Here is a 14,573-nt window from a genome sequence, read left to right as displayed (position 1 = left end):
GAATTCAGAAATAGCTACTGAGTAGTTACCAGTAACGCCTGCTAATGCCGCTGCTACTTGCTCTTCTACTACTAGTTTTGCTGTAGAATCTGTAGTTACTGTGTCAGCTAACTCTGTTAAAGTGAATCCAACTAATGCTTCTTGTTGCTTCTCTGTAGCTGTTTTTTCTTCTTCTCCTGCTTCGTATGCTTTCGCTGCGATTGATCCTGTTACTACTACTGTTGTCGTATTGTCATCTAAAGTAATTGTTACTTTAAATGATCCCTTTGTACCCGCTGGAGTAGTTTCAGTACCATCTACTGCTGCTTCGAATTCAGAAATAGCTACTGAGTAGTTACCAGTAACGCCTGCTAATGCCGCTGCTACTTGCTCTTCTACTACTAGTTTTGCTGTAGAATCTGTAGTTACTGTGTCAGCTAACTCTGTTAAAGTAAATCCAGCTAATGCTTCTTGTTGCTTCTCTGTAGCTGTTGGCGTAGTTTGGTTACCTGAAAGTACAGTCACGAAAGAAGAAACATTTGATTTACCATCAACTGTAACTTTTACTTGATATGTTCCAGCTGGTAATTCTTTAGTCCAGAAATCAACTTTACCGTCTTTAATATCTGCCTGACGAGTGTATTCAGTTAACGGAGTACTAGCTACTACATTATTTTCTACTTGATAAAATTCAATTGTTGCTTTTGTTGCTTTTGAATTTTTTACTTTAGCAGTTACTGTGATTGTCTTACCGTCAGAACCAATAATTGCAGTTACGTCAGAAACTGTTACTGGAGTCTCTACTCCTGAGCCACCACTTCCTGAACCTGAACCACCATTACTTGATCCTGCACCACCGCTTCCTGGTGTTGAAGGTGTATCACCAATCACTACATTACCAATATTTCCTTTAATTGATTCATAGTTTTTAATAATACCTGCAGCTGTAGAATTCGCTGGTAAAATTACATCACCAATTTTAATAGATGCTGCTATTTCTACTCTTGCATCTGCATTGTTAACTACCAATTTAGCAATATTTCCAATAATATTTAAAGCTACTTCTACTGCATTTTGTAATGTTACTTCATCAAATGATCCTGCACCTGAAATTGCAATATTTACTGTCACGTCAACTTTTAACTTTGCCACATCTGCATCTATTTGGATTGCAGATACTTTTGCAGACACTGTTACCTCAGGAAGTTTAACATTTGAAGCTAAGGCTACATTGTCACGTTTTACATGTACGCTATTCAAATCACTATTTTTAAAGTCAATTTTCAGACCATTAGTTGTGTTTGCAAAAATTGGTGTAATAGATGCAACTGGACCATTAGCATCTTCAACAAGGAATTCACCAGTGTTAATTAATGCATCTGCTGAAAACTCGCTCATAACACTATTAGTAAGTGATACATTACCTTGAACTGTAACATTTTTCACTTCTACAAAATCCGCATTAACAACTAAATCTCCTGCAATTGTCGAATTACCGCCATCTAATGTAACAAGCGCACCTTCTGTACCTGCCGCATTTAATTGTAGTGAGTTAATTCCTACAATTTCATCCCCTACTAATTTTGCATTTACAACTGCCCCTTCTAGAGCAGCATTATTCGCTTCAGTTAATAAGCCTTTAAGTGTAGTAGAAATTGTATAACCATTAACTTTATCACCATCTACTTTAGAGATTGTGAATGTTACGTCTTTTGCCACAGCATCAGTTGCTTTTTCTGCACGAACTACAAATGAAGCTAACTGCCCACGTGTTACGTTTGAAGACCCTTCATATGTAGTAGCTGTTTTACCAGTTGTTACGCCAGCCGAATAAAGCGCTGTTACATATGGCGCATAGTCTGCACGAACATCTGTTAGTGGTGTTTTAAAATCAGCTGGTGCATTCAAGTTAAATGCGCCCGCAATAATTTTTGCCATATGGTTACGTTGTACAGCAGTACCTGGGCGGAATGTGCCGTCTTCATAGCCATTAATTATTCCAGCGTTCGCTAGCGCAGCGATTGCTCCGTAATATTGGTGTGATGTTGGAACATCTTTAAAACCAGGGTTCGAAACATTTGTTGTGTCTAATCCTAAAACCCCTGCGATAATTTTTGCTGCTTGTCCACGTGTCACGTCTTGTTTAGGTTTGAATGTACCATCGCTAAAGCCGCTAACGACACCACGTTCTGCTAATTGTAATACGTCCTCATAGTAATAATCAGTTACCTTTACATCTGAGAATTGAGTACTTGCTTGAGTGGCCATTGGTGCTACAGCCACGATACTACCTACAGCTATAGCGGCTGCCATAGTAGTTTGGGCATGTTTTTTCGTTTTTTTCTTCACGTTTCTTTCCCCCTTTTAAAAAATAAAAAAAATAATACATTTTGTATTATTCAAACAATAAAAATATACACTATTTAACCATACTATTCCACATTTTTTCCATTTTAATAGATTTTATTGAAATTATATAGATAAATTGCACTTATTGACTGTTGACAAAATAGACTATGTACTTATTTCAGATATGTGCGATTTGCACTAAAACTATAATTCGTCTAACAGCTATAACAATTTCAGGGATATTTCATTATTTAACCGACATTAGCCACCGTTAAAAATTAAAAGATCCCTTACTCTTAAATTCAGAAGTAAAGGATCTTACATTACTTTATATATTAAAGCTTATATTTTTTGCGCCTTTGGTTTCCTTATGGTAATAATGGAAATCTAACGTCCTACATAATTTTAAATCTATTTACTATTAGCTTGTAAAATACTTCATTAATATATTAATTGCTTCTTTCGCTTGCTCTGCTGATTCCTTCACAACTCCGAAATAAAACTTGCATTTCGGCTCTGTGCCAGAAGGACGAATAGCAATCCATGAACAGTCTTCTAATACAAGCTTTAGCACATTTTCTTTCGGTAACAAAATAGATTCTGTACTGCCGTCTTGAAGTGTTACTACGCCTGTTAAGTAATCTTCCACGTGTGTAACGGCAATACCCGCAATTTTTGTTGGGATATTTTCATGGTAGTGGTTTAAAATAGCTTTCATTTGCTCTTGACCGTCTTTACCTTCAAACGTTTTCGAAATCAATGCTTCCTCATAATAGCCAAACTGTTCATTTAGTTCATTTAATGCATGCAATAAAGTTTTTCCTTCTGTTGCATAGTGCGCAGCCATTTCAGCTACCTTTAATGCAACTTGTACCGCGTCTTTATCTCGTGCAAATGTTTCGATTAAATAACCGTAGCTTTCCTCATAGCCAAAAACATATGAATGTGATTTCGTCGCCTCAAATTCGGCAATTTTCTCAGCAATGTATTTAAATCCTGTTAACGTATTGATAGTTGTTACACCGAACTGCTCGGCAATCGCTGCCCCTAGCTCTGATGTGACAATCGTTTTTATCATCACACCATTATCAGGCAATGTACCGTTCGCTTGTTTTGTTTGTAAAATATAGTGCAAAAGCAATGCACCAAGTTCGTTGCCTGTTAATAACTCATATCCATTCCCGCTACGCACTGCTACCCCTAACCGGTCAGCATCTGGGTCAGTCGCTAATAAGAGGTCGGCCCCTACTTGCTGTCCTAACTCAATCGCTAGAGAAAATGCCGCAGCTTCTTCTGGATTAGGATAAGTTACAGTTGGAAACGCTCCGTCCTGTACCACTTGCTGCTCCACTAAATGTACATGCTTAAATCCAAATTGCTTTAGCCCGTCAGTTACTGGTACTAGTCCTGCACCATGTAGCGGCGTATAGACAATTTTCATATTTAGATCAATATTAGTATTCTCTTTTAGCGTTAATAGATTTTTCATATACTTCTCATCTAAATCAATTGATAGCCAGTTTAATAAACCTTGTTGTTCAAGAATGTCCGTATTTATCGTCGCTATTGCAAAAATATCTTCAATTTCATCCATATGTTGAATGATCGCATTAGCTCCAGTAGGAACAAGCTGTGCCCCGTCCTCACCGTACACTTTAAAACCGTTGTATTGCTTTGGATTGTGGCTAGCTGTAATGACAACTCCGGCAAATGTATTAAGCTCGCGAATTGTAAAGGATAGCTGTGGTGTTGGGCGAGATTCTTTATAAACATACGAAGTGATTCCGTGTGCGCCTAAAACACGCGCTGTCTCAACCGCAAACTCGAACGAAAAATGTCGTGTATCATACGCAATTGCTACCCCGCGTTTTTTTGCATCTTCGCCATTTGATGTGATGAAGCGTGCTAGTCCCTCGGCTCCCCTACGAATAGTAAATACGTTCATGCGGTTTGTACCAGCACCAAGTAAACCGCGCATGCCCCCTGTACCGAATGAGACATATTGGTAGAAACGATCTTCGATGGCTTTTTCATCTGTGCCGATTGCCGTTAACTCCTTTTCTAAGAGTGGAGGTAAGTCTTGTTGGAGCCATTTATTATATAAATCTATTAATGTACTCATAGACAGTTATATCTCCTTTTTACGCTTTAATTATGTTACATGTATTATGGCATAAGAGGGTAATAAAACCAAATTGCAGAGGTAGTGGGAGTGTTACAAATGAAATTTACTGTATATTGCGGTGTGTATCACTATTACCCCAAGGATCTTACTACTATATTCGAAAAAGGCTATATTTTAATTAGAGTTAGAGTAATCACTCCGCAACATAGAATTCCACTGCTCCGAAAGTCCTTGTTCGCTCGTGGGAACATGTTTTTCGCCCGTGGCAGCACCTTTTTTCGAAAAATAAACTTACAATGTTTCCTAAAGTTAATTAGTAAAATAAAATAGCGCCTTACGAAGGCGCTATTTTAATATGCATAATTATTTCCAAAACAATAATTCATCTCAAACTAATCTACATTAGCAAACTTCTATTTCCATTACATTATTCAAATATTAAAGTTAATTCAACGTCACCCATTGCATTCCCGAGTTCATCATAAAATGAATCACCATTAAATGTAATAGTATATACACCTGTTAATGTGTGTTCACTAAAATCAAACGATAAAGTTGTTCGATCTTCACTTAATGCAACATTAACATTCGTTAATGAATATGGATTACCATTGCTATCTGTCATTTTCATTAAATCACTTGCTATACTCAATTCTGTGTCAGGCAAAATAAAACGGTCGCCATCTATCACATGTAACGATTCCGTGAATGTAAATGAAACTGTATCGCCAGAAGTTGCCACTTTTACAACATCATCACTTTGTAATTTTGGACCGACTACATCTTTAAAATAGCTATTGTCCACAAGTATTGTTTTCATATCATTGCCTAAAGATATAGAGATTTCTACTAACCCGTCTGAATTAATCTTAGCACTATAATTATAACCTTGTAGTACACCTAATTCTAAATTTCTTAAGAAATCTTGAATAGATGCTATCTTTTGGTCTTCTGTAATAGCTGAAACAGGAATTGGTTTAATTTGATCTAACCAATGTTGAACATTATTTTTAACGTATTCAACTGTAGATACTTTTTCAACTTTATTAATCGCTAATTCTCCAGATACATCTTTTAAAGAAAACTTATACGAAGCATTGCCTAAATTTACATAGTAAGTGAAGATTGGTAAATTCCCTTCTCCAGAAGCAAAACTATAAGTTACTGTGTCACCTGTCGTTACCCTCAAATGCATTTTTCCATAAGAGCCGTCTTTACGAACAATATCAACACCATTTAAATTAGGTTGTTCCTCTTCAAATACTAAATTTACTTGTTTTGCAGGCATATTTCCAAATGCATATGCATCAAAATACATTGTGAAATTAGCTCCAGCTTCAGCAAGCTTTAGATTTCCTACTTTTTCAAGGAACGCTAGTAACAATTTCTTTTGTGCCGCCACTTCCTGCAGTTGTTCTTCTGTAAATGAATCTAAAACTGAAAATGCACCTTCAATATCACTTTCATCAGCAAGGGAAATTTCATTTACACTTTTTGATAACAATTCATCGTAGTACTTCAGGAACTTCTCTATAGGTGTTTCAGGATTTTGTTGTGACGAATTCGATATGATAATTAAATTCGATGCATTGCCAACTTTTTTACCGTTTGCTGTCACACCTACTAAGCTAATGGATAGAGATCCTAAATCTTCTGCAGAAAAATTTGCAAATGCCTGAATTAAATATGGATAAGAGTTAATCGGTATGACTAGCTTCTTGTTATATAACGCGCTTTGCGCTAGTGGAATAGAAGCGAGCTCTGATTGACCTTTCTTGATAATCAATTTTGCATCATTCGCTATGACAAAACCAGGTTTAGTGAATATTAATTCAATAGTTTCCTTTCCAGCTACCATTGAGTTTTTAATGAATTTGACTAATTTCACTTGTTCAGATACATCATTATCGGGTGAAGATCCACCTGAAGACGATCCGCCCGATGAACTATCACCAGATGAGGATCCTCCACCTACAGCTCCATTACTAGAATCATTGTTTGGTCCTTTAATTATAATCCCTACTACATTTTTGATGATTTGAATATTATCTTTTATAAGTGAAAAGTTTTTTATAATCTTAATTACTTCTACACCATCGGGTAAAGTAATTAGTTCAATTTTAATCGTTTTGCTTATTTCAATTTGGGCATTGCTATTTTTTACTTGAAGCTCATTTATTTTACCTTCTATATTTAGAGCTAGTTGCACTGATTCTTCAATAACAACTGTTTTGATTACACTAGTACCACTGATTTCGAGTGTGTTAGTTGATTCGACTGACAATGTATCGACATTTGCATTTATTTGTATATTTTTCACGTTAGCAGCAATAGTTACTGTAGAAATATTCGTATCTGCGTGAAGTTTAACATCATCACGATTCGCTACTACTCTATTCAATACGGATTTTACTATCGAAACTTTTGAACCATTTGTAGTACTCGCCAAAATTGGTGTTAATGATGCAACTTTCGTATCTGTAGCACCTATCACAAATTCTCCAACAACCGATACTTCTTCAACAGTAAATTCTGTAGTAGCATTATTTGTTAGTTGTAAATCGCCTGTCACATATGTATTGATCACTTTTACATAATCGGCATCCACAATGAAATCACCGCTTACTTGTGCACTTGCTCCATCAAATACGATTGGCTGCTGTTCAGTACCAGAAGTTTTTAACTTTAAAGACTTCACTTCAGTAATTACGCCAGCTTGTACCGTAACTAGTATCTCTGCACTTTTTAACGCTTCGTTATTTGTTTCAGCAAATAATCCTTTTAAGCTTTCTTCAACTGTAAATTCACCAGTAGTTGTTTTCACCGTATCTGCAACAGATTCAATTGTAAGCTCTTTTGTCTCACTCACATTTTGTTGAATATTTTCCGCACGATAAATAAATGAGGCTAGTTGACCTCGTTTAACAATCGTATTTCCGGCGAAAGTAGTTGCTGATGTACCAGTAGTTATACCATTTTCATACAATGCCGCAACATATTTTTCATAAGATGCTGCTACATCAGTAAATGGCGTTTTGTCTGCAGTTGCTTCCAAACCAAAAGCTAGTGCAATAACCTTTGCCATTTGATGCCGTGTCATCGGTTCGTTAGGATTGTAGTTTTTTGTAGAAGCGTCCCCATTAATAATGCCATGATTCGCTAAAGCTGCTATCGCTCCATAATACTGATGTGTTGTCGGTACATCAATAAAATTAGGATTCATAACATTTGTCGTATCATAACCAAGAGCTCCTGCAATCATCTTTGCTGCTTGTCCTCTTGTTACCTCATTATTGGGACGGAATGTTTGGTCTGATGTATATCCTTTAATAATTCCACGCTCCGTTAATGATTGAATCGCTTCATAATGCGAATTGTCTACACTCACATCTTTAAAACTAGTGCTTGCAGACGCAACCGGTGCAACAACCGTAGTTATTAATGCTGATGCCACCAAAATTTTATAACCTTTATTCATAGTTAAAACCTCCTATAAAATCGTTTGCTATACCATTATATAGGAGGTTTATATATTACTGTTGGATAATCGTTGAGAAAACTTGTAAAAATTTAATAACTGTATTTCTCACAACAATTTTGAACTACTTGATTTGCTTTAAAAGGGTAATCTCTACATTTCTAATAGTCTCAAAACTTTTTCATTTATCATTTACTTCTTGTATTTACCAAAAATGCGTTCTAAATACTCAACAATGTGTAACGATTATTTATTATAAATTCAAGGACACTCTTAGATCTCTTAATAAAATAGACAATTTTTCTCTAATACTAGAATCAGAATAATTTGTAGTTAATCCATACAGATCAAAGAATTTGTCTGTAACATTTGATACTACCCCTATAATATATGATGGGTCATTGACCTCAAATTCCGGGAAGACCTTAACAGCTTCTTCATTTGCTATTTCTATAATTCTCAACTTAGACATAATCTCCCTCTTTCCCATAAATAGTTCATAATTAATATATTCAAATTAAGATTTTTTATACCGAATATTAATTTCTGCATTGATTAAGATATAAAAAGAATGTAGATTCTTTGTGTAAGTGTTCAATACGTCCCCTGTAACGCAGTCACAAGTAATATAATTGCTAAATAGTCCATGAATATGGATTGTTAGCCACTTTTTCTGCTATACCTGCCCCTGTTACTACTGCTAAAACCTATGCCCTCACCTCTGCCTATTAAAATAGCACTGCTCGGTACAGTGCGTTACTGATGATTTGATGTAATATAAAAAGCACATCTAAGAAGATGTGCTCATGCCAAAATTCATTAACCTCATTTACCTTTAGTAAAACCAATTACAGCGTCTAAGAATAAAGTGAACTCCGCCAAATTGATTGTATTACCATTAGGACTTGTAACAACAACGTTTTCAAGATGTAATACAAGCTCTTTATCCATAATATAAAATCATGTCACTTTAAGATTATTACTTTCTAAAGCTTCCTTTTTGCCATTCATACTTTTAATTTTTTTGTAACCGTAAACTATTACTGAACAAATTATTACTATATTTATTGCATTAAAAATAAAGAACGAAATTAAACCAAAGTTACCGAAATATCTTTCTAGGGGCAAATATGAATAAGTTACAATTACTAGCGAATGAATCCCAAACAACTCTAAGCTGTTTCTTCCCAACCAAACTAGAATATTCTTTTCTGAAATACTTTTAACACAATGATAATAAACCATAATACTTAATAAAGCTGATGTAAAATAGTTAATTGGATTTTTTATATTCGCAATATGTGCTCCTAGATTATTATACATAATTAAAATAGAGGATACTAAAGCTGTTACAACAAATATTAAAGGAACGTTTATTTTAGAATATTTTTTAAATAAATACCCAATCCCCATAAAAACTAAAGCTGCTGGTATTACATTAAAATGAAACGGTGGTCTACCTAAAAAATACATTTGGAATGGTAAGGTGATTGCGGCAATTAAAAGAATCGTGCCTAAGAAAAACATATCTCTTTTAATTTTACTTAGCATCCAAAATAAAATTTCTACCAAGAATAGACAAGGTAAAAACCATAGAGGAAAATTATACAAATTAATAGTAGTTAATTCTCCACCCGAAAAAATAAAAGCCTTAATTATTTGTAAGATATCTATTTCTGGAATTGCACTTCGATCTAGTAAAAGAGGCTTTATTAAATAGCCGAATAACAATGATATGACAAATAAAACGGTATACGGAATTAGTATAGATTTAGCTTTTTTTGATATAAATTTATCAAAGCCCGCATTTGTTCTTTTAAATAAGTAACCTGATACAAAGAAAAATAATGGCATATGAAAACTATAAATATAAGACCACATTGAATAATCAATTTTAGAAATTTGCAAGTGCCCTATAATGACATATACTATGCCAATCCCTTTCAAAGCATCTATCTGATTATCTCTCATATAAAAACCTACTCCTTTAGGAATTTAGCCCTTCCAATTCTAACATTAATACCCATTGAGTACAATTGATATTTCGATATTATTGTTTAGTTAATAACGCTGTAAATTCTTGATACTGGTCTGTTGTGATACGCTCACCAATAGCTAAAACATCTAACATTTCTTGCATACCCTCTTTTGAAGTGTACTGCTTTTTATCAACTTTGCTTTTGAATAATTTGTATGCCATAAAGTTATACCTCCAATTCTTTCATAATCATTCGAAATTCCATTTCTAGAATATTATCACGTAAAATTTCTAATTCACTCTCTTCTTGTGGGATTGGTGCTGGGTCACGTGCGTTGATAATCCACTGCTCTATACCTATATCCGTTCCGTCTACAAAAGTAAATACATCACCATCTACATCCTCAATTGCACTTATAACATTGTTATTTGCATCTAAAAGATCTTGAAATAATTTGTCACTATTACAATTTTTGATAAGCACTAGATCTCACCAACTTTCGTGATTTGCACATTTGTACTAACCGATAATGCCGCCCCACTTGTCTGAAATGCTAGTAAAAATAAATCAGTCGCTGTCGTTAGAGTCAATTTTGCAGCGGCTTGAACACGAGTTGTTGTGTCTGTCGCTGATATCGATTGTGTATTGACTGTGTGAGCAGTGATATGTGGCGTAATTGCTCTACTACCGACTACATTGAATGCAAAAACAGATGTCATAAGTAAATCGTATTTCCCCGCCTCCAAGCGCACTTTACCCTTATTTAAGGTAGCCCATTTTGCTCCTGTAACAGAAACAAAGGTTAAATCTGTATTTACCGCATTTGGAATACTATGATTATTTGCAATTACTGCCGCAATATTAGTTGTTTCAGCCAAATGTTGAGTAATAACTTTTATTTAATTGGAAAATATATCAAATAACTTAGTTAAAAGTTAATATAAAATAAGAGGAAATCATGAGTACAGGTATCATGATTTCCTCTCTTTTTTGAGAACTATTAATCTCATATAAAAAATTATTAAACTCTTATATAAAAATCACTAATTTTTATAACCGAAATGGAGTATTTTTAAATTTACAAATCCATCCATACATTCCTATTTAATACTCATTTCAACTTCACTCCATCAGCATTAATCACACTGAAAAATGTCATCCGAATTATTTTCATGTCAAATAATAGTGTCATATTTTCTAGATAATATTTGTCATAATCTACTTTTTTCTCATCTGATATAAGGTCTCTTCCCATTACTTGTGCATAACCAGTTAATCCTGGTCGCACATTATTTACACCCAATTTATCGCGCATTTCTATTAATTCATATTGATTATATAAAGCCGGTCTAGGTCCAACAATTGACATGTCACCTTTTAATATATTAATAAGCTGTGGCAACTCATCTAAACTCGTCTTTCTAATAAATTTACCCACAGGAGTAATATAGCTTGTTGGGTCACCTAAAGCTTCTGTTGATACATTTGGTGTTTCTACATACATTGATCGAAATTTATATATTTCAAAATGTACCCCGTCTTTACCAATTCGCTGTTGTTTAAATAATATCGGACCTTTAGAATTCAATTTAATGGCAGTACTAATAACAAGCATCGGTACGGAAAAAATAATAATAGCTATAAAACTTAAAATAATATCAAATAATCGTTTCATACTATAATGTTTCCTTTTCTGAAATTAAAATCGCTTCTTCCAATCTATACTTCTGATAAGAGTTATTATTGTAAGATGATAAACTAGGACTATAATATAGATCCCCAAATAACTTATTATAAATAGTTGTTCGGTCAAAAAACATTTTTAACAAAAGCGCACCTAACTTTGTATGATAAACTTTTTTATTATGTACTTTTGCAATTTCAGTTACCATATTTGTAGTATTAATAAATTGCGGATCTTGTGGATGAAAAATCCCACAATCCTCATTATCAATAATTTCCCTAATTAAAGAAATTAAGTTTCCTATATAAATCATACTTCTTTTGTTTTCTACCTTGGGGAAAACTAGTGTAGACTTACTAAATTTACTCAACAAAGCATAATTTCCCGGACTGTTTGGTCCATAAACCATCGGCGGTCTAATAATCACTACTTTAAATTGATCATCAATCAGTTGTAATAATGCTATCTCAGCTGCAAGTTTACTTTTTCCATAAAACGTATTTGGCGTTAAATTTGATTGTTCCGTAATTTCACCAGTTAATTTCCCATACACTGCCATTGTACTAAAAAAGATAAACTGTTTAACACCCAATTCTTTTGCTTTTTGAGCAAGTTGAATTGTAAGTTCAGTATTTACTTTAGCATACTGTTGTTCACTATTTGGTGTTTCTTTCTTATGAACAAGTGCAGCTGTATGAATCACGACATCAACATTATGCAAAAACGAAAAATTATCAAGATTTTTCACACTTACAGTATCTGCTTGTGGAAGGATATTTTTTAGTGCATTTGCAATGTAACCATTTTTTCCAGTTATCATTATTTTCATACTCACACCATCATTCTAATAACTTTTCATAAATAGTTATATATTCTGGTAATACATTTTTTAATATATACGGTTCAACAAGTTGCTTGGATTTAGCACCCATTTGTATTCTTAATGACTTTGAACTGATTAAACGTACAAATGTATTCACCAATTCCAAATCATCTTCAAAAGGAATAATAAAGCCATTTTCTCCTTGAATAATTAAATCTCTCAATCCACGGGTATTCGTTACGATACAGGGCACCCCCATATACATAGATTCCATCGTACTTTTTGGCAGCCCTTCACGATAAGAAAGAAGTGAACTAATATCCGAAATGTGTAACAATTCATCAATATCTTTACAGTAGCCTAAAAACTGAACATCTTGTAAATGATTGTCCTTCACGTAATTTTTCAAATGGAATTCTAAATCACCTGTTCCAATTATCAACAATACAACCTCTGGGCATTGCTCTTTAATTGCTAACCAATTTTCTAACAAATATTGCTGATTCTTATTTTTATTTAGTTCTGCAATAATTGAAATGACAACAGCATTTTCTGCTATATTTAAACTTTTCCTTAAATCAGATATTTCGTTAGACTGTTGAGAAAATTCGACACCAACTCCATGAACTAATGATACTCTCTCATTCGAAAGAAACTTGCGGGCATTATTATAATCTTCATCATTAATTGTAATCAGGTGGTCTGTCCAACGTGCAGCTATTTTTTCTAATGGATAATAAATAACCCAATTTATAGCTGGTGCACCATTATAAAAATGAAAGCCATGTGCTGTATAAACGATAGGACCTGTTTTAAATTTTCTAAAAGCAAATCTTGTTAAAAATGCTGCAACCGGTGTATGGACATGAACTAAGTTAAAATGATGTTGTTTAAACAAAGTTTTCAACTGTTTATATGCATGTAGATTATTAGAACTAAACGGGTTTCTAGAAAATGGGATATCTATACATTTAATACCCATGGCACTTAAAATTTGTTTATCTTCATCACCATTACCAACTGCATAAACTGTATAGCCTTTATTCTGAAAGTATTGCATATATGGTAAATGGAACGATACTAAATGACGATAAACCGATGCTACAAATAACACTTTCACTTACTAGCCTCACTCACTTTCCAATTCCACGCATCTCTACACATATCTTCTAGAGTAAACTTAGCTGTCCACCCTAATCTTTCCTTTGCTTTATCAATACAAGCATAGCTTTTTGCAATATCCCCTTGCCTTGATTCTACAATAATATACGGTATATCAACTTTAGTGATTTCCATAAACGTATGTACTAAATCTAAAACCGATACCCCTTGTCCTGTCCCCAAGTTTATAACATCGAATCCACAGCCCTGTTCAATATATTGTAATGCCTTAACATGTCCTTCTGCCAAATCCATAATATGAATATAATCTCTAATACAAGTCCCATCATGAGTATCATAATTATCCCCAAATATAGACAAACAATCTTGTTCCCTTGCCGCAACCCTCATAATATGAGGCATTAAATTGCTACTGTCCTTTGTTATTTTCTCACCTATTAAGCCACTTGAATGGGCACCAGTTGGATTAAAATAACGTAACGCTAAAATACTCCATTCAGGATCGGAAATAGAAATATCTGTTAACATTTGCTCAACCATTAACTTAGTTTGAGCATAAGGGTTATTTACTGAAAGCGGTTCATTTTCTGTTAACGGTACATTTGAATTATTACCATAAACAATTGCTGAGGAACTAAAAACTAATTTTTTCACATTGGACATTTGCATTACTTCTAATAGATTTAATGTTCCGGTTATATTATTTGTGTAATATTCTAGCGGGAATTTATAAGATTGCGACAATGACTTTAACGCAGCAAAATGAATGACCATTGAAATATTATGTGTTTGGAAGACATTTTGAACAGACATTTTATCCAATAAATCAACTTGCTTAAAAGGGATTTTTCTATTGCACAAAATCTCTAATTTAGATAGTAGACTTGGATTACTGTGCCGATCAATAATTAATATATCATCATACTGTTTTAAAACACTTACTACAGTATGACTTCCTATAAAACCAAGACCACCTGTGACTAAAATTGTCATTCGTGTTGTTCACTCCTTTTGCTACGCGTCACATTATACCA

General features: G+C 33.9%; 12 protein-coding genes. All 12 read right to left on the bottom strand.

Annotated elements, in window-relative coordinates; all coding sequences use genetic code 11:
• A partial coding sequence (locus AAFN87_RS11800; protein ID WP_347791264.1) for an S-layer homology domain-containing protein occupies positions 1-2,328 on the bottom strand: 2,328 nt, incomplete at its 3' end.
• A 421-nt stretch (positions 2,329-2,749) separates the two neighbouring features.
• Complete coding sequence (locus tag AAFN87_RS11795; RefSeq protein ID WP_347791263.1) at positions 2,750-4,450, bottom strand: phospho-sugar mutase; 1,701 nt, start codon at positions 4,448-4,450, stop codon at positions 2,750-2,752.
• Between the two features lie 430 nt (positions 4,451-4,880).
• On the bottom strand, positions 4,881-7,931 hold the full coding sequence (locus tag AAFN87_RS11790; RefSeq protein ID WP_347791262.1) for an S-layer homology domain-containing protein: 3,051 nt from the start codon (positions 7,929-7,931) through the stop codon (positions 4,881-4,883).
• 253 nt (positions 7,932-8,184) lie between these two features.
• Positions 8,185-8,403, bottom strand: coding sequence for a hypothetical protein (locus tag AAFN87_RS11785; protein WP_347791261.1), 219 nt, complete (start codon positions 8,401-8,403; stop codon positions 8,185-8,187).
• Positions 8,404-8,891: 488 nt separating this feature from the next.
• Positions 8,892-9,902, bottom strand: a complete 1,011-nt coding sequence (locus AAFN87_RS11780; RefSeq protein ID WP_347791260.1) for an acyltransferase family protein — start codon at positions 9,900-9,902, stop codon at positions 8,892-8,894.
• Positions 9,903-9,981: 79 nt separating this feature from the next.
• Positions 9,982-10,131 (bottom strand): hypothetical protein, encoded by a 150-nt coding sequence (locus tag AAFN87_RS11775; protein ID WP_347791259.1) that lies wholly within the window; start codon positions 10,129-10,131, stop codon positions 9,982-9,984.
• A gap of 4 nt (positions 10,132-10,135) precedes the next feature.
• Complete coding sequence (locus AAFN87_RS11770; protein WP_347791258.1) at positions 10,136-10,393, bottom strand: hypothetical protein; 258 nt, start codon at positions 10,391-10,393, stop codon at positions 10,136-10,138.
• Complete coding sequence (locus AAFN87_RS11765; protein WP_347791257.1) at positions 10,393-10,788, bottom strand: hypothetical protein; 396 nt, start codon at positions 10,786-10,788, stop codon at positions 10,393-10,395. Before AAFN87_RS11765 ends, AAFN87_RS11770 begins: the two co-directional genes overlap by 1 nt.
• A 233-nt stretch (positions 10,789-11,021) precedes the next feature.
• Positions 11,022-11,585, bottom strand: coding sequence for a sugar transferase (locus AAFN87_RS11760; RefSeq protein WP_347791256.1), 564 nt, complete (start codon positions 11,583-11,585; stop codon positions 11,022-11,024).
• 1 nt (position 11,586) lies between these two features.
• On the bottom strand, positions 11,587-12,423 hold the full coding sequence (locus AAFN87_RS11755; protein ID WP_347791255.1) for an NAD-dependent epimerase/dehydratase family protein: 837 nt from the start codon (positions 12,421-12,423) through the stop codon (positions 11,587-11,589).
• Between the two features lie 10 nt (positions 12,424-12,433).
• On the bottom strand, positions 12,434-13,537 hold the full coding sequence (locus AAFN87_RS11750; protein WP_347791254.1) for a glycosyltransferase family 4 protein: 1,104 nt from the start codon (positions 13,535-13,537) through the stop codon (positions 12,434-12,436).
• Positions 13,534-14,532, bottom strand: a complete 999-nt coding sequence (gene galE / locus AAFN87_RS11745) for a UDP-glucose 4-epimerase GalE (protein ID WP_347791253.1) — start codon at positions 14,530-14,532, stop codon at positions 13,534-13,536. Before galE ends, AAFN87_RS11750 begins: the two co-directional genes overlap by 4 nt.
• Positions 14,533-14,573: the final 41 nt, after the last annotated feature.

It is taken from the genome of Solibacillus sp. CAU 1738, from assembly GCF_039888725.1.
In the GTDB taxonomy this organism is placed as follows: Bacteria; Bacillota; Bacilli; order Bacillales_A; family Planococcaceae; genus Metasolibacillus.
This window is presented reverse-complemented; position numbering and strand designations above follow the sequence as displayed.

Coding starts and splice junctions, on each gene's coding strand:
- galE (WP_347791253.1), bottom strand. CDS start 14,532: ATGACAATTTTAGTCACAGGTGGTCTTGGTTTTATAGGAAGTCATACT.
- AAFN87_RS11790 (WP_347791262.1), bottom strand. CDS start 7,931: ATGAATAAAGGTTATAAAATTTTGGTGGCATCAGCATTAATAACTACG.
- AAFN87_RS11780 (WP_347791260.1), bottom strand. CDS start 9,902: ATGAGAGATAATCAGATAGATGCTTTGAAAGGGATTGGCATAGTATAT.
- AAFN87_RS11755 (WP_347791255.1), bottom strand. CDS start 12,423: ATGAAAATAATGATAACTGGAAAAAATGGTTACATTGCAAATGCACTA.
- AAFN87_RS11785 (WP_347791261.1), bottom strand. CDS start 8,403: ATGTCTAAGTTGAGAATTATAGAAATAGCAAATGAAGAAGCTGTTAAG.
- AAFN87_RS11795 (WP_347791263.1), bottom strand. CDS start 4,450: ATGAGTACATTAATAGATTTATATAATAAATGGCTCCAACAAGACTTA.
- AAFN87_RS11760 (WP_347791256.1), bottom strand. CDS start 11,585: ATGAAACGATTATTTGATATTATTTTAAGTTTTATAGCTATTATTATT.
- AAFN87_RS11775 (WP_347791259.1), bottom strand. CDS start 10,131: ATGGCATACAAATTATTCAAAAGCAAAGTTGATAAAAAGCAGTACACT.